The 21,834-nt window shown below is 73.7% G+C and carries 18 protein-coding genes; 15 read left to right on the top strand and 3 right to left on the bottom strand.

Going from position 1 to position 21,834, the window contains the following annotated elements:
• Nucleotides 1-8: 8 nt before the first annotated feature.
• Both FHS87_RS09965 and FHS87_RS09960 read left to right on the top strand, forming a co-directional pair.
• Complete coding sequence (locus FHS87_RS09965) at nt 9-194, top strand: hypothetical protein (RefSeq protein ID WP_184517149.1); 186 nt, start codon at nt 9-11, stop codon at nt 192-194.
• A gap of 105 nt (nt 195-299) precedes the next feature.
• Nucleotides 300-857, top strand: a complete 558-nt coding sequence (locus FHS87_RS09960) for a 3'-5' exonuclease (RefSeq protein ID WP_184517146.1) — start codon at nt 300-302, stop codon at nt 855-857.
• On the opposite strand, the gene FHS87_RS09955 is transcribed toward FHS87_RS09960, so the two are convergent.
• The gene (locus tag FHS87_RS09955) at nt 854-1,480 is read right to left on the bottom strand and encodes a histidine phosphatase family protein (RefSeq protein ID WP_184517144.1); all 627 of its coding nucleotides are present in this window, start codon (nt 1,478-1,480) and stop codon (nt 854-856) included. The genes FHS87_RS09960 and FHS87_RS09955 overlap by 4 nt on opposite strands.
• A 175-nt stretch (nt 1,481-1,655) precedes the next feature.
• Here FHS87_RS09955 and ilvD point away from each other — a divergent pair, with 175 nt between their 5' ends.
• The 4 genes from ilvD (at nt 1,656) to FHS87_RS09935 (ending at nt 5,907) form a co-directional block, all read left to right on the top strand.
• A complete protein-coding gene (gene ilvD / locus FHS87_RS09950) occupies nt 1,656-3,380 on the top strand; it encodes a dihydroxy-acid dehydratase (protein WP_184517141.1) in 1,725 nt (574 codons plus the stop codon).
• Nucleotides 3,381-3,449: 69 nt separating this feature from the next.
• A complete protein-coding gene (gene pdxA, locus FHS87_RS09945; RefSeq protein WP_184517137.1) occupies nt 3,450-4,463 on the top strand; it encodes a 4-hydroxythreonine-4-phosphate dehydrogenase PdxA in 1,014 nt (337 codons plus the stop codon).
• Complete coding sequence (locus FHS87_RS09940; RefSeq protein ID WP_184517134.1) at nt 4,460-5,194, top strand: pyridoxine 5'-phosphate synthase; 735 nt, start codon at nt 4,460-4,462, stop codon at nt 5,192-5,194. Before pdxA ends, FHS87_RS09940 begins: the two co-directional genes overlap by 4 nt.
• Nucleotides 5,191-5,907 carry a 2OG-Fe dioxygenase family protein gene (locus FHS87_RS09935; RefSeq protein WP_184517131.1) on the top strand — a complete coding sequence of 239 codons (717 nt, stop codon included), beginning with the start codon at nt 5,191-5,193 and terminating at the stop codon, nt 5,905-5,907. Before FHS87_RS09940 ends, FHS87_RS09935 begins: the two co-directional genes overlap by 4 nt.
• Before the next feature lie 163 nt (nt 5,908-6,070).
• On the opposite strand, the gene FHS87_RS09930 is transcribed toward FHS87_RS09935, so the two are convergent.
• The gene (locus tag FHS87_RS09930) at nt 6,071-7,885 is read right to left on the bottom strand and encodes an ABC-F family ATP-binding cassette domain-containing protein (RefSeq protein ID WP_184517128.1); all 1,815 of its coding nucleotides are present in this window, start codon (nt 7,883-7,885) and stop codon (nt 6,071-6,073) included.
• Nucleotides 7,886-8,065: 180 nt separating this feature from the next.
• Here FHS87_RS09930 and FHS87_RS09925 point away from each other — a divergent pair, with 180 nt between their 5' ends.
• The 6 genes from FHS87_RS09925 (at nt 8,066) to bcsD (ending at nt 19,208) form a co-directional block, all read left to right on the top strand.
• Nucleotides 8,066-9,127 carry a glycosyl hydrolase family 8 gene (locus tag FHS87_RS09925; RefSeq protein ID WP_184517126.1) on the top strand — a complete coding sequence of 354 codons (1,062 nt, stop codon included), beginning with the start codon at nt 8,066-8,068 and terminating at the stop codon, nt 9,125-9,127.
• A 685-nt stretch (nt 9,128-9,812) separates the two neighbouring features.
• On the top strand, nt 9,813-10,019 hold the full coding sequence (locus FHS87_RS09920) for a hypothetical protein (protein ID WP_184517124.1): 207 nt from the start codon (nt 9,813-9,815) through the stop codon (nt 10,017-10,019).
• 16 nt (nt 10,020-10,035) lie between these two features.
• Nucleotides 10,036-10,890 (top strand): cellulose synthase operon protein YhjQ/BcsQ, encoded by an 855-nt coding sequence (locus FHS87_RS09915; RefSeq protein ID WP_184517122.1) that lies wholly within the window; start codon nt 10,036-10,038, stop codon nt 10,888-10,890.
• Complete coding sequence (gene bcsA / locus FHS87_RS09910; protein WP_184517120.1) at nt 10,887-15,533, top strand: UDP-forming cellulose synthase catalytic subunit; 4,647 nt, start codon at nt 10,887-10,889, stop codon at nt 15,531-15,533. Before FHS87_RS09915 ends, bcsA begins: the two co-directional genes overlap by 4 nt.
• A complete protein-coding gene (locus tag FHS87_RS24210) occupies nt 15,530-18,757 on the top strand; it encodes a cellulose biosynthesis protein BcsC (RefSeq protein ID WP_184517118.1) in 3,228 nt (1,075 codons plus the stop codon). Before bcsA ends, FHS87_RS24210 begins: the two co-directional genes overlap by 4 nt.
• Before the next feature lie 16 nt (nt 18,758-18,773).
• Nucleotides 18,774-19,208, top strand: a complete 435-nt coding sequence (gene bcsD, locus FHS87_RS09900; RefSeq protein ID WP_184517116.1) for a cellulose biosynthesis protein BcsD — start codon at nt 18,774-18,776, stop codon at nt 19,206-19,208.
• A gap of 4 nt (nt 19,209-19,212) precedes the next feature.
• Here the strand turns inward: bcsD and FHS87_RS09895 are convergent, their stop codons facing one another.
• Nucleotides 19,213-20,121: a methyltransferase domain-containing protein gene (locus FHS87_RS09895; RefSeq protein ID WP_184517114.1), complete on the bottom strand. Its 909-nt coding sequence runs from the start codon at nt 20,119-20,121 to the stop codon at nt 19,213-19,215.
• Between the two features lie 110 nt (nt 20,122-20,231).
• On the opposite strand from FHS87_RS09895, the gene FHS87_RS09890 reads away from it, so the two are divergent.
• The 3 genes from FHS87_RS09890 to FHS87_RS09880 all read left to right on the top strand — a co-directional run bounded on the left by FHS87_RS09890 (nt 20,232) and on the right by FHS87_RS09880 (nt 21,830).
• Nucleotides 20,232-21,002, top strand: a complete 771-nt coding sequence (locus tag FHS87_RS09890) for a ComF family protein (protein WP_184517618.1) — start codon at nt 20,232-20,234, stop codon at nt 21,000-21,002.
• Nucleotides 21,003-21,016: 14 nt separating this feature from the next.
• Nucleotides 21,017-21,274, top strand: coding sequence for a glutaredoxin 3 (grxC, locus tag FHS87_RS09885; RefSeq protein ID WP_184517615.1), 258 nt, complete (start codon nt 21,017-21,019; stop codon nt 21,272-21,274).
• A 73-nt stretch (nt 21,275-21,347) separates the two neighbouring features.
• Entirely contained in the window at nt 21,348-21,830 is a 483-nt protein-coding gene (locus tag FHS87_RS09880) for a DUF1178 family protein (RefSeq protein WP_184517111.1), read from the top strand.
• The last annotated feature ends 4 nt before the right edge of the window (nt 21,831-21,834 follow it).

The following is a 21,834-nucleotide window of genomic DNA, read 5'->3' as shown; positions in this document are numbered from 1 at the left end:
GCCCGGGCGTGAGGTTCTTCGACTTCTTCGCGCTGACGGTGCTCGCGACCGTGCCCATCCTCTGGTGCCGGTCGCGGCTGCCCATGCTGAACCGGGAGCCGCCGATCACCGAGCAGCAGGCGGTGCGGATCGGTGCCTTCCTCAGCGCCGTCCTCTGCGCGATCTACATCCTGCGCTACGTCGTCTATCGCTGACCGCCTGGGGTGCGGCGGTGCCCGGGCGGTTCACGCCCGCCACCCACGGCCCTCTCCTGCGTTCCGCCAGGGCGAGGACTTCGCGGCGGGAGGCGGGAGCGGCGCATGATTGTCTTCCTCGACTTCGAGGCGAGCGGGCTGGGCAAGCGCGGCTTTCCCATCGAGGTCGGCTGGGTCCGCGAGGACGGGGCGGCGGAGGAGCACCTCATCCGCCCCGCCCCCGACTGGCACGAGTGGGACCCGGAAGCAGAGCGCGTCCACGGCATCCCGCTCGAGCGGCTGGAGCGGGAAGGCGAGCCGCACGACGCCGTCGCCCGCCGGATGGTGGAGGCGCTGGCGGGTCACGACCTCTACGCCTCCGCCCCGTCATGGGACGGGCAGTGGCTCAGCCGCCTCCTCCGCGCTGCCGGGCTGCCGCGCCACGCGCTGCGTCTGCGCGACACGGAGGAGGCGCGCGAGGCCGCGGCCCTCGCAGCCCTCGCCGAGGCTGGCGGCGACCCCGCTCGGCGCGGGGAGGTGCTGCGCGCCGTGCTCGACGAGGTGGCGGAGGAGGCGCGAAAGGCGGCCCCGGCCCACCGCGCGCTGGCCGATGCCCGGCGCGAGATGGCCCTGCTGCGCGGGATCGACGCGCGGGTCCGGCGGGCCCTGGACGGCGCGCGCTAGCCCCGGGCGGCGGCGATCAGCGCCGGCCAGTCGGTCGTCCGGATCCGGGCGACCGGTCGGAAGCCGGGCGGCTCCGCCGCGGGGCGGAAGGCCACGATCTCCCCCTCGGCCAGGTCGGCGAAGCCGGAACCCGCGGCGTCCACGAGGTTGGGGCGATGGGCGACGACCAGCACGGCCTGGCCCGGCGCCGGCGCGGCGCGCAGCAGGGCCCGGAGCGCCTCCGCCTGGGGCGTGTCCGACCCCTTGGCCAGCATGCGGCCGCCATCGTTCAGCGCGGGCTCCGTCTCCGCGCCCGGCAGACCCATCAGCGCGGCCGTCTCCCGCGCCCGGCAGTACTCGCTCGTGACCGTGCGGCGGACGGGGATGCCGATGGCGCGCAGGGCCGCGCCTGTCTCTGCGGCGGTGCGGCGCCCGGCCTCGCTCAGGTTCCGCTGGGTGGCGCAGTCAGCGAAATCCAGCGCCTCCGCATCAGTCTGGCCCGGCTCGGTCGCGGGATGGCGCATGTAGAGGACCAAGCCCCCGCCGCGCAGGAGGAGCAGCGCCTCGGCCGGGGAGGGCACGGCCTGCCCGAGCGCGGGCATGGCGGCGAGGAGGCCGGCAAGGACGAGGAAGGGGACGCGCATCGCGATCCTCCGTCACGGCAGCCGCGGAACGTTACGCCCGGCCGATGAGGCCGGCGGTGACATGCGCGTGTGCGCCGGCCGGGCGGGGAGGGGTGGCGCCGGGGATCGTTGCGCCCTGCCGCGTTGCCCCGGGCCGTTTGTTGCGCGATACAGCCCGCATACGAGGAAGATGCAGATGCCGGACAACACCTGGGACAAGTCCCGCCTTCCCAGCCGCCACGTGACGGTCGGCCCCGAGCGCGCCCCGCACCGCAGCTACTACTACGCCATGGGCATGACCGAGGAGGAGATCGGCCAGCCGCTGGTCGGCGTCGCCACCTGCTGGAACGAGGCCGCGCCCTGCAACATCGCCCTCAGCCGCCAGGCGCAGAGCGTGAAGACCGGGGTCAAGGCGGCGGCCGGCACGCCCCGCGAGTTCACCACCATCACGGTGACCGACGGCATCGCCATGGGCCACCAGGGCATGAAGTCCTCGCTCGCCAGCCGCGACGCCATCGCGGACACGGTGGAGCTGACCATGCGCGGCCACTGCTACGACGCGATGGTCGGGCTGGCCGGCTGCGACAAGTCGCTCCCCGGCATGATGATGGCGATGCTGCGCCTGAACGTGCCGAGCGTGTTCATGTATGGCGGCTCCATCCTCCCCGGCACCTACAAGGGCCGTGACGTGACGGTGGTGGACGTGTTCGAGGCCGTGGGCATGCACGCCGCCGGCCGCATGTCCGACGAGGACCTGCACGAGCTGGAATGCGTCGCCTGCCCCAGCGCCGGCGCCTGCGGCGGCCAGTTCACGGCCAACACCATGGCGACCGTCTCCGAGGCGATCGGCCTGGCGCTCCCCGGCTCTGCCGGCGCCCCCGCGCCCTATGAGGACCGGGACAAGTGGGCGGTGGAATCCGGCCGCGCGGTGATGGAGCTGCTGCGGAAGAACATCCGCCCGCGCGACATCGTCACCAGGGAGAGCCTCTACAACGCGGCGCTCATCGTGGGCGCCACGGGCGGCTCGACCAATGCCGGGCTGCACCTGCCGGCCATGGCGCATGAGGCCGGGATCAAGTTCACGCTGCAGGACGTGGCCGAGATCATGCGCAAGGCACCCTACATCGGTGACCTCAAGCCGGGCGGCCGCTACGTCGCCTTCGACGTCTACAAGATCGGCGGCATCCCCGTGATCGTGAAGGCGCTGCTCGATGCCGGGCTGCTGCACGGCGACTGCATGACCGTGACCGGCAAGTCGCTGGCCGAGAACCACCGCGAGGTGATTTTCCCCGTGGACCAGGACGTGATCCGCCCGGTGTCCAACCCGATCTCCGAGACGGGTGGCGTGGTCGGGCTCAAGGGCAACCTCGCCCCGGACGGCGCCATCGTGAAGATCGCGGGCATGAAGGAGCTGCGCTTCGAGGGCACCGCGCTCTGCTTCGACTGCGAGGAGGACGCCTTCGCCGCCGTCGAGAGCCGCGCCTACAAGCCGGGCGACGTCATCATCATCCGCTACGAGGGGCCGAAGGGCGGGCCGGGGATGCGGGAGATGCTCTCCACCACCGCCGCCCTCTACGGCCAGGGCATGGGCGGAGAGGTGGCGCTGATCACCGACGGCCGCTTCTCCGGCGCGACGCGCGGCTTCTGCATCGGCCATGTCGGGCCGGAAGCGGCGGTCGGCGGCCCGATCGCCCTGCTGCGCGACGGCGACCGCATCGTCATCGACGCGGAGAAGGGCACGATCGACGTGGAACTCCCCGAGGAGGAGCTGGCCCGGCGCCGGGCCGAGTGGAAGCCGCGCGGCACCGACTACAACTCGGGCGCGCTGTGGAAATACGCCCAGCTCGTCGGCCCCGCCCATCTCGGCGCCGTCACCCATCCCGGCGGCGCGGCCGAGACGCACGTCTACGCCGATATCTAGGCCGGGCAGGGCAGCCATGAGCGGGGAAGGGGGTTTGGCGCGGATCGGCGCCGTGCGAACCTCCCCGTAATGAGCGCGCCGCTTCCCCTTGCCCTGACCATGGGAGACCCCGCCGGGATCGGCGGGGAGATCGCCCTGGCTGCCTGGGCCCGGCTACGCGGCGAGGGGCCGGCCTTCGTCGCGCTGGACGATCCCGCGCGGCTCCTCGCCCTAGCGGCACGGCTGGGCTGGGATGTTCCCGTCATCACGGTTTCCGGACCGGAGGAAGCGGCGGCGGTCTTCCCCGCAGCCCTTCCCGTGATGACCGTGCGCTGCCCCGCGCCTCCCGTGCCCGGTCGGCCCGACCCGGCCAACGCGCCGGCCGTGCTCGGCTCGATCGAGCGCGCCGTGGCGCTGGCCAGTGCGGGGCGGGTGGGCGGGGTGGTGACCAACCCCATCAGCAAGGCGACGCTCTACCGCACGGGCTTCGCCTTCCCCGGCCATACCGAGTTCCTCGGCGCCCTGACCGGCACGGCCGAGCCGCCGGTGATGCTGCTCGCCTCGCCCATGCTGCGGGTGGTGCCGGTGACGATCCACGTCTCCCTGCGCCGGGCGCTCGACACCCTCACCACCGCCGAGATCATCCGCACCGGCCTCGCCCTCGACCGCGGGCTGCGGGAGGGCTTCGGCATGGTCGCGCCGCGCATCGCGGTGGCCGGGCTGAACCCCCATGCCGGGGAGGAGGGCGCGATGGGCGACGAGGAGCCGCGACTCGTCACCCCCGCCATCGAGGCCCTGCGCGAAGGGGGGGTGGACGCCTTCGGGCCCCTGCCGCCGGACACGATGTTCACCGCCCGCGCCCGGGCCGGCTACGACGCCGCCCTCTGTCTCTACCACGACCAGGCGCTGATCCCGATCAAGACGCTGGACATGGATGGCGGGGTGAACGTCACCCTCGGCCTGCCCATCATCCGCACCTCGCCCGACCACGGCACCGCCTTCGGCATCGCCGGCCAGGGCGTCGCCGATCCCGGCAGCCTGGTCGCCGCCCTCCGCCTCGCGGCCGGCATGGCCGAGCGTCGCCAGATGAAGGCCAGCGCATGACCCCCATTCGCCTCGGCGTGAACGTCGACCACGTCGCCACCCTGCGCAACGCCCGCGGCGGGGCGCATCCCGATCCGCTCGCCGCCGCGCGGCTGGCGCTCGCCAACGGGGCGGACAGCATCACCATTCATCTCCGCGAGGACCGCCGGCACATCCGGGACGCCGACTGCCGCGCGATGCGCGAGGCGCTGGACGCCCCCATCAACCTGGAGATGGCCGCGACGGAGGAGATGACGGGCATAGCCACCGCCCTCCGCCCCCATGCCTGCTGCCTCGTGCCCGAGCGGCGGGCGGAGCTGACGACGGAGGGCGGGCTGGACGCTGCGGGGAACGAGGCCGCGCTGGCCCCCGTGGTCGCCGCCCTGCTCGGCGCCGGCATCCGCGTCTCCCTCTTCCTCGACCCCGAGCCCCGCCAGATCGAGGCCGCCGCCCGGCTCGGCGCGCGGGCGGTGGAGCTGCACACCGGGACCTTCTGCGAGGCCGCCCCCGGCCCCGCGCGCGACGGGGAGCTCGCCCGGCTGCGGGAGGCCGCGCGCCTCGTCGCCGCAGCCGGGATGGAGTGCCATGCCGGCCACGGCCTGGACTACGACACCGCCCCGCTCCTGGCCGCGATCCCGGAGGTGGTGGAGCTGAACATCGGGCACTTCCTCATGGGCCAGGCCCTGTTCGAGGGCCTGCCCGCCGCCGTCTCCCGCATGCGGCACGTGATGGAGGGGGCCCGGCGCTCGTGACCGACCCTGCCGCCGTCATCGCCGAAAAGGGCTATGCCGCGCTCGGCGCGGAGAGGGCGCGGGCTCTCTTCGACCCTGCCGGAACCGCCCTGTCCGGGGCCGCATGGGAGGGCTTCGTCGCGAGCTGGGGCGACCTCCGCCCCGACGGCTACATGGCCGATGGGGGCCGCTACCGCCTCCGCCGCCACGCCATCCTCACCGCCCCGCCCGGCGCCCCGCTGGTCCGCGCCCCCGACGGCCCGCACTTCCAGGCGACGCGCTACAACGCGCTGAACGGCGGCATCGACCGCTGGTTCGAGCCGGTCCTCCCCGCCGTGTCGGAGGGCGGCGCGATGAAGGCGCTATTGGAGGGGGCGCGCGCCGTCTTCGACCGCCTCTCCCCCGGCAACTCCTGGCACGTCGAGGCCCACCAGTTCCGGATCGAGGCCCGGCCGGAGGAGGCCGGCAAGCCGACGCCTGAGGGGATGCATTCGGACGGTGTCGACTACGTGTTGGTGATGTTGATCGGCCGCGAGAACGTGGCGGGCGGCATCACGGGCATTCAGGTCGACGGGAAGGAGGAGGCCAGCTTCACCCTTTCCGCGCCCTGCGATGCCGTGCTGCTGGACGACCGGCGGGTGATGCACGGGGTCACGCCGATCCATCCGCTCGACCCCTCCCGCCCCGGCTATCGCGACGTGCTGGTGCTCACGTTCAGGAAAGACGAGAACTGATAGAAATTCAGTGCTTTATGCGGTGATGCTCGTACAAAGTTCTAAGATCCTCGGCTCATAATCGCCCAGCTCCGCTCTTAAGAAAACCGTGTAACCGCTTCTTCTTGTTGGAAATTAAGGTGGGCTTACAACGGCACGCTTGCCTCGTCGCTGACCTGCCCGATCAGGATGCGGCCTCGATCTCCTCGCGCCGCATCTCCAGTTCGAGCCAGCGCTCCTCCGCGGCGGCTAGCGCCGCCTGACGCCCGGCCAGGAGCTCCGTTGCTTTCGCGAAGCGCGCGGGATCGCGGCTGTAGAGCTGCGGGTCCGCGAGGATGTCGTTCAGCTTCGCGATCTCGGCCGAGAGCTTCTCCATCTCCGCGGGCAGGGTCTTCAGGGCTTGCAGCTCTCCCATGGTGAGGCGAAGGCGTGAGGCGGCCGCCGCGGCAGGCTCGGGCGCCCGCCTGGACGCGGGGGCGGCCTGCGGCGCCTCCGCGCGGGCGCGCACCCCGTGGCCGCGTTGCGCCACCATGTCCGAGTAGCCGCCCGCATAGTCCTGCCAGCGCCCCTCGCCCTCATAGGCGATGACGCTCGTCGCCACGCGGTCGAGGAAGTCGCGGTCGTGGCTGACCACCAGCACCGTGCCGGGATAGTCGGCGATCATCTCCTGCAGGAGGTCGAGCGTCTCGAGGTCCAGGTCGTTCGTCGGCTCGTCCAGCACGAGAAGGTTGCTCGGCCGGGCCATGGCGCGCGCGAGCATCACCCGCCCGCGCTCCCCGCCCGAGAGGACACCGAGCGGCGTGCGCGCCTGCTCCGGCAGGAAGAGGAAGTCCTTCATGTAGCCGATGACGTGGCGCGGCGTGCCGCCGACATGGACCATGTCACCGCGGCCCTCGGTGAGGGCGTCGGAGAGGGTCATGGCGTCGTCGAGGCTCGCGCGGCGCTGGTCGAGGGTGACCATCTCGATCCCCGTGCCCAGCCGCACCTCTCCCTCATCGGGAGCGAGGACGCCGGTGAGCATGTTCAGCAGCGTCGTCTTGCCCGCGCCGTTCGGGCCGACGATCCCCACCCGGTCGCCGCGCAGGATCCGGGTGGAGAAATCCCGCACCACCGCGCGGCCGCCATAGAGTTTCGAGATCCGCTCGGCCGAGACCACCTGGCTGCCGGAGCCATCGGCCTCGCTGGCGGCCATCTTCACCCCGCCCAGGGGCCCCCGGCGCTGGCGGTGCTTCTCGCGCAGCGCCTGTAATTCGCCGACGCGCCGCATGTTGCGCTTGCGCCGCGCCGTGACGCCGTAGCGGAGCCAGTGCTCCTCCCGCACGATCTCGCGGGAGAGCTTGTGCGCCTCGCGCTCCTCCTCCTCCAGCACCTCGTCGCGCCAGGCCTCGAACTCCGCGAAGCCGCGTTCCAGCCGGCGCGTGGCGCCGCGGTCGAGCCAGACCATGGCGCGGGAGAGGGACTCGAGGAAGCGCCGGTCGTGGCTGATGAGAACGAGGGCGGTGCGCAAGGAGGCCAACTCGCCTTCCAGCCACTCGATGGCGGGGAGGTCGAGGTGGTTGGTCGGCTCGTCCAGCAGGAGGATGTCGGGGGAGGGGGCGAGCACCGCGGCCAGCGCCGCGCGCCGCGCCTCGCCGCCCGAGAGCCTCGCCGGCTCCTCCTCGCCCGTGAGGCCGAGCTGCTCCAGGAGGTAGCGGGCCCGGTAGGGATCGTCCCCCGGGCCGAGCGCCGCCTCGACATAGGCGAGGGTGGTCGCGTGGCCGGAAAGGTCGGGCTCCTGCGGAAGGTAGCGGAGCGTGGCGCCGGGCTGGAGGAAGCGGCTCCCGCCATCTGGCTGGATGAGGCCGGCCGCGATCCGCAGCAGCGTGGACTTGCCGGAGCCGTTGCGTCCAATGAGGGCGAGGCGCTCGCCCGGGCCGACGGAGAGGGTGGCGTCGCGCAGCAGGGGCGTGGTGCCGAAGCCCTGCCGGATGCCCTGGAGAAGCAGGAGAGGGGGTGCCATGGCCCGGGATATGGCATCTCCGGCCGCCGAGGGCACGGGGTAGCGGTGGAGCGGCGCGTCGAAGCGGCGGGTAGCCTCCCGGTTTCGTGATGGCTATGCTCGACCATCCCGGGTGGCACCGGCCGGGAGACTGCCCGTCCCGCAACCGGGCTTTAACCTCGGGTGCCGCAAGCTAGGGCCATGGCGATCCACATCCCGCGCCGATCCGCACTGGGCTTCCTCGGCGGGGCCGCGGCCTCGCTCTGCCGGCCGGGCTCGGTGCTCGCGGCCGAGGATGCGCGGGAATGGGCGGCCTTCAAGGCACGTTTCCTGTCCCCCGATGGCCGCGTCATCGATACGGGGAACGCGAACCAGTCCCATTCCGAAGGGCAGGGCTGGGGCCTCGCCCTCGCCGAGCATCACGACGACCGCGCGGCCTTCCACCGCATTCTCGACTGGACCCGGCGCAACCTGCGCCGAGAGGCCGATTTCCTGCATTCCTGGCGCTGGCAGCCCGACAAGCAGCCGGCAATCCAGGACAGCAACAACGCAACCGACGGGGATCTCTTCATTGCCGGCGCGCTGCTGCGCGGTGGCCGCCGCTGGTCCGACCCCGCGCTCACCGAGGAGGGCACGGCCGTGGCACGGGATGTGCTGCGGCTGCTCGTGCGCCGCGCGGGCGGTCGCCTCGTCCTGCTGCCGGGCGCGCGCGGCTTCGAGCGCGGCGACCATGTGGTGCTCAACCCGTCCTACTACGCCTATCCCATGATCGCGGTGCTCGCGGAGGCGGTGCCCGATCCGGCATGGCTGCGCGTGGCGGGCGACGGGCTCCACCTTCTTCGCGCAGCGCGATTCGGCCGGTGGCGTCTCTCGCCGGACTGGGTAGCCGTCTCCCGGCTCGACGGGCGGGTCACGCCCGCGCAGGGATGGCCGGCGCGATTCTCCTACGACGCGGTGCGCGTGCCGCTGTGGCTCGCCTGGGCCGGGCTTTCCGAGGAAGCGGCGGTCGAGGGTCCGCTCGGCTTCTGGTCCGATACGAAATTCGCCGAGATCCCTGCCTGGGCCGACCTGTCGAATGACAGCGTGTCGCCCTATCCCGCGGGGCGCGGCGTCGCGGAGATCGGGCGCTTCGCCGCCGGGCAGAGGGGCCAGCGCTGGGCCAGGAGCGTGTCGGAGGGCGGCGCAGCAGGGCGTGACTATTATGACACAGCTCTTGCCCTCCTCGCCCGGATGGGTGCGGCCGAGCGAGTCCGCGGAACGTAATCTGGCTCGAACACCGCAACTTGCGATAATGTGATCTTCTGGGCGGCAGGGGGCGACGAGCGCCGCCGGCGTACGGGAGTTGGGGATGCGTCAGGACACGGATGTTGCCCGCATGGCGGCAGCGTTGGGAACTCCCTCGCTGAAGTACCGCAGCTTCGGGAACGAGCCGGTCCGTAATCCTCCCCCGGTTCCCGAGGAATCGCGCTTCAACATTCTGGGAGACGCGCTGGCCGGGGTGTCCGACCTTTCCCCGGACACGGTTCTCGGTGTGTCTGCGGAGCCCGCAGAGGCCCCCGCGCCCCGGTCGGTCCCGGAAGCCCACACCGCCCAGCCGCTGCCGGCTCCGCATCCCGGTCAGGCTGGCCCTGCCCCGCTGCAGGTCGTCCGCCCCGCACAGGAGCCGGTCCGGATGCCCGCGGCACCGGCCTTCCAGGCGATACGGCCGGCCGCACCCACGCCGTCGCCCGTGGCCCAGGCTGGCGGGCAGAATCTGTTGCAGACACTCCTGGCGGCCCCGGCCCGGCCGCAGCAGCCGGCTCCGGCCCAGCCCTTCCCGGGCCCGGTCGCGCTCGCGATGCAGGCGGCTGCCGCACGGCCGGCTCATTCGGGGCAGGCAGGCCCTTCGCAGCTTGCCCCCGCATCCGGCACCGGGCGGCCCTCGCCGGGGATCAGCACCGGCTCCTCCTTGCTGGACGCGCTCATGGGCTACGGCACGGGCAGCGGCGCATCGGCCGTCCACTACCCCCTGCTCGACGCCCTCGGCGACACGCTGCGCACCGGCCCAGCCCAGCCCTCCCCACGGCAGTGGCCGGCCAGCCGGGTGGACATTGCCCTCCCGGAGCTGCTGCGGCGCGTCGCGGCAGGTGTCCGCTCCCACCGTTCCGCGGCCTGAGTCCAGGAGCTAAGCCGTGTCCCTCATCTGCTTCGCGTCGCCCAAGGGCGGGGTCGGCAAGACCACGCTCGCCGCCAACATCGCCGATGGGCTGCAGCGCCTCGGGCACCGGGTCCTCGCGATCGACCTCGACGCCCAGAACGCGCTCCGCCTCCATTTCGGCGTGCCTCTCTCCGACCGGGTAGGGTTCATGGCGGGGCTGCGCAGCGGCGGTGACTGGCGCGGGCAGTTGCGCCAGACCGCGTCGGGGGTGCTCCTTCTCCCGCACGGCGCGACGGACCTGCGCGGCGCGCTGGACCTCGCCGTGGCGCTGGACCGCGATTCGGACCTTCTGGGCGCGCCCGTGCGCGAGATGCTGGCCGAGCCAGGGCTGGTGGTGGTGGCAGATCTGCCCCCGGGCCCTTCGCAGGCCCTCGCCACCCTCGCGCCGATGGCGACGATGGTGATCGGCGTGCTCCAGGCCGAGGCGATCAGCGCCGCGCTGGTGCCCGAGATCGAGAGCGGGCGCTTCCTCGGCACGGGCACCATGGCCGCGCTGCTGGCGGGCCGGCTGCGCGTGGTGCTGAACGGCGTGGATCTCGCCTCGCGCCTGTCGCGCGCCTCGGCCGAGGCGGTCGCGCGGCATCTCGGCTTCCGTATGCTCGGCGCGATGAGCCGCGAGGAGACGGTTGCCGAGAGCCTCGCCTGCCAGCGCCTGCTTCTCGACCACGCCCCCGACAGCCGTGCCGCCTCCGACCTGAAGGAGGTTGCCAGGCTCATCTCCGCGGCGCTGCCGCCGCCCGGCGCGGTGGCCTTCCCCGCTCCTCCTGACCATGCGGGCTTCGAGCGTCCCCTGGGCATGGCCAGGCCGCCGGCCGAGGCCTTCCGGTGAGGCGGCTCACCCGGATCGTCGGCGGGAGCGTCTGGCTCGCCCGGCTGGCCACGCTGTTCGGCTTCGTCGTCGCACTACCCTTCGTCGTGGCGCCGCTCGAAGCCGAGCCGCAGGCCTGGGTCGCGGTCGGCTGCCTGCTCGTCTTCTGCATCGCCTCCCTCGTCCCCGGGCGCGGCACGCTCGTCTTCCTCGCCCTCCTCTCGGGCGTGATCTCGACGCGCTACATCTATTGGCGGATCACGGACACGCTCGACTACACGAGCTTTCTCTCCACCTTCCTCGGCACCGGGCTGCTCCTGGCCGAGATCTACGCCGTCGTCGCGCTGCTGTTGTCCTACCTGCAGTCGCTCTGGCCGCTCGAGCGCCGCCCGGCGCCGCTGCCGGAGGACCCGGAGGAGTGGCCGACGGTCGACGTGTTCATCCCGACCTACAACGAGCCGCTCGAAGTGGTGAAGCCGACGATCTTCGCCGCGCTCGCCATGGACTGGCCGCGCCACAAGATGAACGTCCTGCTGCTCGACGACGGCCGGCGCGAGGAGTTCCGCGCCTTCTGCGAGGGGGTAGGGTGCGGCTACATGGTCCGCCCGGACAACAAGGGCGCGAAGGCCGGCAACATCAACCACGCCCTCTCGAAGACGAGCGGCGAGTACGTCGTGATCTTCGACTGCGACCACGCAGCGACGCGCGCCTTCCTGCAGATGACCCTCGGCTGGATGATGCGGGACGCGGGGCTCGCGATGGTGCAGACGCCGCACCACTTCTACTCCCCCGACCCGTTCGAGCGGAATCTCGCCTCCGGAACCCGGGTGCCGAATGAGGGGCTGCTCTTCTACGGGCTGATCCAGCAGGGGAACGACCTCTGGAACGCCACCTTCTTCTGTGGTTCCTGCGCCGTCATCCGGCGCACGGCGCTGGAGGAGGTGGGCGGCGTCCCGACCCAGACCGTGACCGAGGACTGCCATTGCAGCCTCAAGATGCAGCGCCTGGGCTGGCGGACGGCCTATCTCCGCCTGCCCCTGGCCGCGGGCCTCGCGACGGACCGGCTGATCGCGCATATCGGCCAGCGCATGCGCTGGGCGCGCGGGATGGTGCAGATCTTCCGCGTGGACAACCCGCTGCTCGGGCCCGGCCTCTCGATCACGCAGCGCTTCTGCTACGTCTCCTCGATGTGGCACTTCCTCTTCCCGCTGCCGCGCTTCGTATTCCTCACCTCCCCGCTCGCCTTCCTGCTCTTCGGGCAGAACATCATCGCGGCCTCCCCGCTCGCCATCGTGGCCTATGCCGGTCCGCACGTGGTCCACGCGGTGATGACGAACTCGAAGCTGCAGGCCCGTGTGCGCCACTCTTTCTGGTCCGAGATCTACGAGACGGTGCTCGCCCTCTATCTCCTGCCCGTCGTGCTGACGACGCTGCTGGATCCGAAGAAGGGTAAGTTCAACGTCACGGACAAGGGCGGCACGCTGGACGAGGGCTATTTCGACTTCCGCGCGACCGGGCCGAACTTCGTCCTCGCGGTCATCCTGGTGCTCGGGATGCTGTCCGGCATCTACGGGATGTCGGCGAACGACCCGGAGTCGCTCGAGTTCCAGGCCAACGCCCTCAACACGGTCTGGGTGTTCCTCTCCCTGTTGACGGTGCTGGCCGGCCTCGCGGTCGGGCGCGAGCGGCGGCAGGTGCGCGAGCGCGCGCGCATCGGCGCCGTGCTGCCGGTGAACGTCGTCCTTCCCGACGGCAGGCTCGTCCCGGGAGAGACGCGAGACCTCTCCCTGGGCGGCGCGGCCGCGCTCGTCCCCCGGCCAGACGGCCTGCCCGACAATGCAATGGTGACACTGGAGATCGACTTGGGTCCGGAACGCGTCGCGATTCCCGCCGAGGTCCTGCGCTGGCAGGATGGCCGCTTGCAGGTGCGTTTCGCGCCCGAGGATGTCCGGGACGAGGGCAACATCACCCGCGTCGTGCTCGGGCGCGCCGATGCCTGGGTGGACTGGGACGACGTGCGGACGGACCGGCCGTTGCGCTCGCTCGGCGAGGTCCTGCGCAGCATCGGCGGCCTGTTCCGCGGCGAGAGCCAGTTCTCCCTCAAGGCCCGTCGCGCCCGCCGCGCGGCCGCGCGCGCCGCGGTCGCCGCGGCTTCGTCGCGGCCCGCGCCGGCCGCCGTTGCCCCGCGCGCAGCCGAAGCGGGGCGCGCGCGCAAGGTGGAGCGGGCCAGGCGATCGGCCGCCCTCCTGCTGGTGGGTCTCCTGCCGGCGACGGCCGGGGCCCAGGTCCCGCGCAGCCAGGCGCCCACCCCGCCTCCCGCCATCGGCCAGGGCGGCTTCACGCCGCCGCCTCTGCCCGGCACGGCGCCGGCCCCCTTCGCTCCCGCGCCGCTTCCGGGCGGGCTGCCCTCCTACGCGCCGGGCTCGGCCGTGCCCGGCGGCCCCCGCGTGGCGCCGGCCGGGGCGCCGCCGATCGCGCCCTCCGCGCCCGTCACCTTCGGCGGGGAGGCCACGCCGGCCGCGGGGACGCGCACTGAAACCCGCACCCTCCGCCAGCTCGGCTTGCGCAGCCCGATGCAGCTTCGTGGCCTCGCGGACCTGCAGGGCATCCTCTTCGGCATCCGGTCGGACGAGGTGGTGACCGCCGCGCGCCTGACGCTGCAGGGCGCGACGAGCCCCGGGCTGATCCCGGAGTTGTCGCAGATCGCGATCACGATGAACGAGCAGTTCGTCGGCGCGATCACCCCCGACCGCGCGCGCCCGGCCTTCGGCCCCGTCGAGTTCCCGATCAACCCGGTCTTCTTCGCCGACAGCAACCGGCTGAACATGCGCTTCACCGGCCGCTACGCGGTGGAGTGCAACGACCCCCTCTCGGGCCTGCTCTGGTCCACGGTGTCCGACCTCTCGACGCTGCAGCTCACCCTCGAGCGGCTGCCGCTCGCGAGGGACCTCGCGCGGCTGCCCGAGCCGTTCTTCGACCCCCGGCTGCTGCGCGAGCCGCTGGTGCTGCCCGTCGTCATGGCCGAGGGAGCGGGTAACGACGCGGTGCGCGCCGCGATTATCGCCTCCTCCTGGTTCGCGGTGCAGGCGGATTACCGCGGCTCCAGCTTCCCGGTCAGCGCGGTCGTACCCTCCCGCGGCAACGCGGTGGTGATCGCGACGGGCTCCGATTCCCTTCCCGGCCTGACCCTGCCCCGGATGGACGGCCCGACGCTTGCCATCCTGCCGAACCCCAACGACCCGAACTCGGTCCTCCTCCTCGTTGGCGGGCGGTCGGGGGCCGAGGCCGCCGTAGCGGCGCAGGTGCTGGCGACGGCGAAGGAGGGGCTTTCCGGCGAGACCGCGACGGTCCAGGTCGCCGACCTTCCGGCGCGCCGGCCCTATGACGCGCCGCGCTGGATCAGGAACGACCGCCCCGTTCGCTTCGGCGAGCTGGTGGACCCCTCCGAACTGCAGTCCTACGGCTACGTGCCCGGCCCGGTCTCCGTGCCCTTCCGCACCGCGCCCGACCTCTACACCTTCCGCGACCGCAACCTGCCGGTGGACGTGCGCTTCCGCGCGCCGCCCGGTCCGATCCTGGACCTCGCCGTCTCCCGCCTCGATGCCGCGCTGAACGACGTCTACCTCAAGTCCTTCCCGCTGCGCGAAGCGGGGGCGGCCTGGCCCTGGCCCTGGCTGAACCGCACCATCGGGACGAGCGCCGCGGCCGAGCGGGGCGAGGGGCAGGTGGGCCTGCCGCCCTATCTCGTCTTCGGCCTGAACGAGCTGCAGTTCCGCTTCGACCTGCGCCCGCTCAACCGGGGCGACTGCGTGAGCGTGCCGGGCGACATCCGCTCCTCGATCGATCCGGACAGCACGATCGATCTCTCCGCCGCCTACCGCTACACGGAGCTGCCGAACCTCGCCTATTTCGTCGGCAGCGGCTTCCCCTACACGAAGATGGCGGATCTCTCCTCGACGGCGGTGATCCTGCCGGACCGGGCGACCTCGCTCGAGATCTCCTCCACGCTCAACCTCATCGGCCGCCTCGCCTCCATCGTCGGCTATCCCGCGACCCGGATCGACGTGGCGCGGCCGGGCGGGCTGGAGACGGTGGCCGCGCGCGACCTCCTCGTCATCGGGCCGCTGAACCGGCAGCCCGCGCTGACGACGCTGCTGCGCGACGGCCCGATCACGGTCGAGGGCAACCGCGTGAACGTCGCCCTGCCCGACGCGCTGGAGAGCTTCCGCAACGTGTTCCTCTCCGACGACCGGCGCCTGGAGCGGGAGCGGCTGACGGCCACCCTCGGCGGCGCGGCGGGCGAGGGGAGCGGGATGCTGATCGGCTTCCAGAGCCCGCTGAACGCCGAGCGCTCGGTCATCGCCCTCACGGGGTCCAACCCGCAGGGCATGGAGGCGATGGTGGCCGCGCTGCGCGACACCGAGCAGCAGCCCCGCATCCAGGGCGACGTCGCCTATCTCGCGAATGGCCGCGTGCAGTCCTTCAAGGTCTCCCGCAACTACGGGGTGGGCAGCCTGCCCGTGACGCTGCTTCCGCAGCGCTACCTCGCGACGCGGCCGGACCTGATGCTCGGCCTGCTCGTGATCGCGGCGCTGGCCGTCGCGGTCCCGCTCTACTGGACGCTGCGCCGCCGGGCGATCAACCGGCTGAGGATCCGCGCATGACCTCGCTTCGCCATCAGCTCCTGGCCGCGGCCGCGACGCTCGCCTGCCTCGCGGCGGCTCCCGCCCTCGCGCAGGGCGGCGTGGGGGTGCTCGTCGAGCAGGCCTCCTTCTGGCGGGCCCAGGGCCAACCTGCCCGCGCCGCCGCGGCGCTGGAGCGCGCGCTCGCCGCGCATCCTTCCAACCCGGACGCCCTCGCCGCCGCTGCCCAGCTGCAGATCGAGCTCGGCCAGCCCGGCGGCGCGCAGGACTTCCTCACCCGCCTGCGCGCGGCGGCCCCCGCGGATGCGCGGATCGCCGGCATCGAGGGCGCGCTCCGTCGGGCCCGGCCCGTGGAGGCGACATCCCAGCCGGGCGCCGCGGCGGCGGAGGAAGCGACGGCCGCCCTGGATGCAGGCGACCCGGCGCGCGCCGCGGCGGCCTACGAGGCCGTCCTCGCCCGCAATCCGGAGGCGCCGGGCGCGCTCGGCGGGCTGGGCCTCGCCCGGCTGCGCCAGGGCCGCGCCGCGGAGGCGCGCGACCTCCTCCTCCGCGCCTTCTCCGGCGGGGCCGATGAGGCCCGCCGGTGGGCGGGCGCGCTGGACGAGGCGTCCTTCGCCGCGGAGTTGGCCGAGGCGCGGCGCCTCGCGGCTCTCGGCGCCGCCGAGGCGGCGGAGCGGCTGCTCCTCCGCGCCGCGCGCCGCGAGGTGGCGGACCTCGCCGAGGCCGAGGCGCTGCTCGGCGAGCTTGCCCTGCGCCGGGGGGAGTGGGCCGAGGCGGAGGCGCGGTTCCGCGCGGCCGCCCATCGCCGCCCCTTCCTGCCCGCGGCGCGGTCCGGGCTGCTGGAGAGCCTCCGGCGCCAGGGCCGGATCGCCGAGGCGGAGTCGCTCGCCCGCGCCGCCGCGCCCGGCACCTCGGCGCGCGCCGATGCCCTTCGCCTGGAGGCCGCGCGCACGGAGGATCCCGAGGCGTCGCTCGCCCTGCTGCGGGACGCGCTTCTCGCCGCCCCCGCGAGCCCCTGGGCGAGGCTCGACCTCGCGCGCCTGCTCACCCGCCAGGGCCGGGGCGGCGAGGCGCGCGCCCTGATGGAGGAGGCCTTCGCCTCCCTGCCCGCCGCCGAGGCCGCCCATGCCGCCGCGCTGCACGCGGAGGGGGAGGGGCGTTTCGCCGAGGCGGCCGCCCTGATCGAGCGCGTGCCGGACCGCCTTCGCGGCCCCGACCATGTGCGGCTTCTCCGCAGCCTGCGCTGGCAGGCCGAGATATCGGGCGCGATGGAGCAGGCCCCTGCCGGGCGGCGCGCCGCGCTCCTCGCGATGGCCGGGCGCGCGGACCCGACGGGCGAGGCCGGGCTCCGCGCCCTCCGCGCCCTGCTGCGCGCGGGTGACCGCGAAGGGGCCGGCGAGGCGCTGCGCCTTCTGCTCGCCCCCCAGCGCGCCGCCACGCCGGCGATGCGGCTCGCCCTGGCAGCCGCGCTGGTTGATTCGGGCATGGAGGGCGAGGCGGCCGGGCTGCTCCGCCAGATCGAGGCGGAGGCGTCCCTCGCCCCCGCGCAGCGCCGCCAACTCGCGGCGCTCTCGAACCCCGGGGCTCCCCTGGCCTCCGCGCCCGCGAGCCCGTCAGCCATCGCCGCCGAGCCGCCACGCCCCTACCAGGGCGCGCAGGACCCGCGCGTGGCGGGCCGGATCGCCGAGGCCGTGCTGCGTCGGGACCCGCGCAACGTCGAGGCCCGTCTCGGCGCGGTGGAAGCCGCACTCGCCCGGCGCGAGATCGCGGCGGCGGAGGCGCATCTCGCCGAGGGGCGGCTGCTGAACGCGAACGATCCTCGCGTCTCCCTCATGGAGGCGCGGGTGGCCCGCGCCGGCGGCGACCAGCGGCGGGCCCGCACGGCCCTGATGCTCGCGGCGGACCAGCGGCGGGCGCAGGTGGGCGGCGGGGACGCGCCCTATCGCCGGACAATGCTGGCGGGCCCGGCGCAGGGGCCGCAAGCGGCCTCGCCTTATATCCCGCTCGATTCCGGCACGCCCGGGGTGGCGGCGGCCGGCGTGACGCCGAGCCAGCTCCGGGCCTCGGAGGACCCGCTGCTCAGCGAGATCGGCCGGCAACTCGCCGAGGTGAACGAGGAGGCCTCGGGCCGCTTCTCGCCGAATGCCTCCTTCCGCACCCGCTCGGGCGATGGCGGGCTGGACCGGCTGAACGAGTACTCCGTCGGCGCCGAGGCCTCGATGCCCCTGCCCACGGTGGGCGGCGAGCTCCTCGCCCGCGTGCAGGGCGTGGCCATCGACAATGGCGGGCTGGACGCCTCCACGCGCAACCTGCGGCGCTTCGGCAGCAACGCCGTCGTCCTTCCCGGGCCGACCGCGACGGTCACCCGCCAGCAGGCGGCGGCGCTGACGCCGCGGGACGAGTCCGCCTCGGGCGTCGGCCTCGGCATCGCCTATGCGCGGAACGGCTTCACGGCCGATGTCGGCTCCACCCCCCTCGGCTTCCGCGAGCAGAACATCCTCGGCGGAATCGAGGTGGCGCCCCGGCTCTCCGACACCCTCCAGCTCCGCCTCCGCGGCGAGCGCCGCTCGGTGACGGACAGCCTGCTCTCCTGGTCCGGGATGCGGGACGCGCAGAGCGGCCAGATCTTCGGCGGCGTGGTGCGCACCACCGGCCACGCGCAGCTCGAGTACAATTCCGGGCGCCTGAACACCTATGCCGGCGGCGGCTACTCCTCGATCACCGGGCGCAACGTGGCGGACAACAACCGGCTCGAGGTCGGCGCGGGGATGAGCTACGCGCTCATGCAGGAGCCCGATGCGGAGCTCGTGGCGGGGCTCAACCTCGTCTACTTCGCCTATGACAAGAACCTGCGGCTCTTCAGCCTCGGCCATGGCGGGTATTTCAGCCCGCAGAGCTATGTCGGGGCCTCCATCCCGGTGGACTACCGGGCGCGGCGGGGCAACTGGGCCTACCGGCTCGGCGGCAGCCTCGGCTTCGCCTATTTCCGCGAGAAGACCGCGCCCTACTACCCCACCAACGGAGCGCTCCAGGCCGTGCTCGAGTCCCAGGCGGCGGGCGACCAGACCGTCTCCGCCTTCTACCCTGCCCAGCGCGAGACCTCGGTCACCGCGGGCGCGCGGGCGGATGTCGAATATGCCATCACCCCGTCGCTGCGCATCGGCGCCTCCGCGCGCTACGACAAGTCGGCGGATTTCAGCGAGGCGCGCGGCCTGATCTATGCTCGATACCGCTTCGACCCGTGAGGAGGCATTGTTTCCGATGACCTCCGAATCCCGCTCCGCGCCGGACTGGGAGGGGTTCCTGCGCGCGCTGATCGAGACGCTGGACGAGCATATGTCGTCCGAGGAGCGGGCGGTGCTGTTGCGCGCCGTCGGCCAGCGGATCGCCGCGCGCTCCCACATCCCGCCGGAGCCGACGCTGGCCGGGCTGGAGGCGCGGATGAACGAGCGCCTGGCCGGGCCTCGCTGGGGCTCCGTCTCCATCGCCCTCGACGCGGACGGGCCGGCGCTGGTGCTCACCCATGCCGCGCCGCCGAGGCTCTCCGCCGGCCAGGGCGGGAGCGACTGGATCGCGCCGGTGCTGGAGGGCCTGCATACCGGCTGGATCGGCACCCAGCCCGGCGCGGCGCCCGAGATCGGGGCCCGGCTCGTCAGCGCGGACGAGCACCGGATGGTGATCCGCTACGGCGCCTGACGGATCATCCCCCCTGCCTTCCGCCCCCTCCCGGCGCCTCGCCCGCCTTGCGCTCCTCGACCCCGAGCGCGTCGGCCAGGCGCGCGGTCGCGCTTCCCGGCCGGGCCGGGCGCGGCTGGTGGGGGCCGGGGCTCCAGCCCGTCAGCGTCAGCAGGCGGAGCGCGACCGGCACGCCCTGCGGCCCGGCGGGAAGGGTGGCGAGGGCGGCGGGGAAGAGGCCGCGGGGCGGGATGCGGTCGTCGCGGGAGAGCACCGCGTTGGTCTCCCCCGCCGCTTGGAGGTCCCTGAGAAGGAGGAGCGGGTCGCGATAGGCGAGCGCGATCTCCTCGATATCGGCCACCGGCAGGGCGAAGCCCGCGCGCTGGAGCAGGGCCGCGCCGTCCCGCAGTTCCGGGAAGGGCGAGACGCGCGGGGCCGCCCCGCCGCGCAGGGAGGCATCGGCCGCGGTGAGCGCCTCCCGCAGGTTCTGGAGCGTGCCGAGGGCCGGCAGGCTGGCGAGGAGGAGCCCGTCCGGCGCCATGGCCGCGCGGATCTGCGCCAGCGCGCCCGGCAGGTCGTTGACCCAGTGGAGGGAGAGATGCGCGACCACGAGGTCGAAGCTGCCGGGCGCGAAGGGCAGCCATTCCTCGTCGCCCGCCACGGCGGGGCCGCCGGAGAGCGCGGCTTGCCGGGCCGAGAGATCCATCGAGACGACGTGCCCGACTCCTCGCGCCCGCAGCGCCGGAGCGATCGCGCCGCGCCCGCCGATCTCCAGGGCGCGGTGGAAGCGGCGGGTGGTGTCGTCCAGCCGGTCGAGCAGGCGCTCGGCCGCGGCGTCCAGAACGGGGGCGACGCGCTCCTGCGTCGCGGCCGCGCGGTCGCGGCGCCGGCGCAGGAGGCCGCGGTCGAAGATGAGATGGGGCGAGCCGCTCATGCCACGCATATGTCGTGGCCGGCCCGCCGCCGCCAGGGGGCGGCTCCTTCCTGCGGCAGGGCTCCTCGCCGGGGGTGGCGCTGATGCGCGCCGCCGTCGCCGGGGGCGCGATGCGGCTGGCGCGGCGAGGCGCCCGGGGGGTGCTGGACGCGCTTCTACCCCCGCACTGCCTCGCCTGCGACGCCCGGGTGCTGGAGCAGGGGGCGCTCTGCCCCGATTGCTTCGGCGGGCTGCACGCGATCGTCCCGCCCTTCTGCCTGCAGTGCAGCACGCCCTTCGAGCATGGGGGGGAGGGGGAGGAGGGGCTCTGCCCGGAATGCCTCCTGAACCCGCCGCCCTTCGAGCGGGCCCGCGCGGCCTTCGCCTATAACGAAGGGGTCGCGCGGCTGATCCTGCCGCTCAAGCACGCGGACCGGACAGAGCTCGCCGCGCCGCTCGCCCGCCACATGGCCCGTGCCGGGGCCGAGCTGCTGGCCGAGGCGGAGGTGATCGTGCCCGTGCCGATCCATCGCGGACGGCTCTTCCTCCGCCGCTACAACCAGGCGGCGCTGCTGGCGATGCATCTCGGCCGGATCGCGCGCCGGCGGGTGATCCCGGACGCGCTGCGCCGCCTGCGCCGGACACGCTCCCTCGGCCCCCTCGGCGCGGAGGCGAGGCGGGCGGAGCTGGAGGGGGCGATCGGCGTCGCGCCGCGCGCCCGGTCCGCCCTGGCAGGGCGGCGGGTGCTGCTGGTGGACGACGTGCTGACCAGCGGCGCGACGGCCGGCGCCTGCGCCGAGGCCCTGCTGGAGGCCGGCGCCTCGGCGGTGGACGTGCTCGCCATCGCCCGCGTGCCGGACCCCGGGGGGGAGTGGGACGGCTTGAAGGCGAGGGGGGGATGAACGAGATGTGCGGGATGGCCGAGATCGAGATCTACACCATCCCCTTCTGCCCCTATTGCGAGCGCGCCAAGGCGCTGCTGAGTCGCAAGGGCGCGGCGTTCCAGGAGATCGACGCGCCGAGCGGCTCCGCCGCCCGCAAGGCCGCGATCGAGCGCTCGGGCGGGCGCACGACCGTGCCCCAGATCTTCATCGGCGGGCAGGCGATCGGCGGGTCCGACGACCTCGCGGCGCTGGACCGGGCCGGCAAGCTCGACGCGCTGCTGGCGGCATGAGGCTGTTTCCGGCACTCTCGCGAGGAGAGTGCCACGAATGGGCCCGGAAGGGCCCGGAACTGTCCAGACCGAGATGATCCACTATCAACTGCGCTGCAGCACCGACCACGGCTTCGACGGCTGGTTCAAGGACAGCGCCGCCTTCGAGAAGCTGGCGAAGGCGGGCATGGTCGAGTGCCCGGTCTGCGGCGACACCGCCGTCCGGCGGGACCTGATGGCCCCGGCCATCGCGAAGCTCCGGACCGAGGCGGCCCCCGCACCCGCGCCGAAGGAGGCCGAGGCTGCGCCTTCCGCCCAGCCCCCCCAGGCCCAGGCCGCGACGGCCGGTCCCATGCCGGCCCAGCTCTTCGCCCTGCTGCAGCGCATGCGGGCCGAGGTGGAGAAGAACTGCGACCATGTCGGCCGCGACTTCGCCGAGGAGGCGCGGCGGATGCACCGGGGCGAGAGCGACCGCCGGGGCATCTATGGCGAGGCCACGGCCGAGGAGGCCGAGTCCCTGGCCGATGAGGGCATCGAGGTCGGCCAGATCCCCTGGGTGCCGCGCGCGGACGGCTGACCCG

The organism is Muricoccus pecuniae (assembly GCF_014199205.1).
In the GTDB taxonomy this organism is placed as follows: Bacteria; Pseudomonadota; Alphaproteobacteria; order Acetobacterales; family Acetobacteraceae; genus Roseomonas; species Roseomonas pecuniae.
Note: the sequence above shows the minus strand (reverse complement) of the source record. Positions and strands in the feature narration are given on the sequence as shown.

Coding starts and splice junctions, on each gene's coding strand:
- FHS87_RS09960 (WP_184517146.1), top strand. CDS start 300: ATGATTGTCTTCCTCGACTTCGAGGCGAGCGGGCTGGGCAAGCGCGGC.
- FHS87_RS09955 (WP_184517144.1), bottom strand. CDS start 1,480: ATGCGCGTCCCCTTCCTCGTCCTTGCCGGCCTCCTCGCCGCCATGCCC.
- ilvD (WP_184517141.1), top strand. CDS start 1,656: ATGCCGGACAACACCTGGGACAAGTCCCGCCTTCCCAGCCGCCACGTG.
- pdxA (WP_184517137.1), top strand. CDS start 3,450: ATGAGCGCGCCGCTTCCCCTTGCCCTGACCATGGGAGACCCCGCCGGG.
- FHS87_RS09940 (WP_184517134.1), top strand. CDS start 4,460: ATGACCCCCATTCGCCTCGGCGTGAACGTCGACCACGTCGCCACCCTG.
- FHS87_RS09930 (WP_184517128.1), bottom strand. CDS start 7,885: ATGGCACCCCCTCTCCTGCTTCTCCAGGGCATCCGGCAGGGCTTCGGC.
- FHS87_RS09925 (WP_184517126.1), top strand. CDS start 8,066: ATGGCGATCCACATCCCGCGCCGATCCGCACTGGGCTTCCTCGGCGGG.
- FHS87_RS24210 (WP_184517118.1), top strand. CDS start 15,530: ATGACCTCGCTTCGCCATCAGCTCCTGGCCGCGGCCGCGACGCTCGCC.
- bcsD (WP_184517116.1), top strand. CDS start 18,774: ATGACCTCCGAATCCCGCTCCGCGCCGGACTGGGAGGGGTTCCTGCGC.
- FHS87_RS09895 (WP_184517114.1), bottom strand. CDS start 20,121: ATGAGCGGCTCGCCCCATCTCATCTTCGACCGCGGCCTCCTGCGCCGG.
- FHS87_RS09890 (WP_184517618.1), top strand. CDS start 20,232: ATGCGGCTGGCGCGGCGAGGCGCCCGGGGGGTGCTGGACGCGCTTCTA.
- grxC (WP_184517615.1), top strand. CDS start 21,017: ATGGCCGAGATCGAGATCTACACCATCCCCTTCTGCCCCTATTGCGAG.
- FHS87_RS09880 (WP_184517111.1), top strand. CDS start 21,348: ATGATCCACTATCAACTGCGCTGCAGCACCGACCACGGCTTCGACGGC.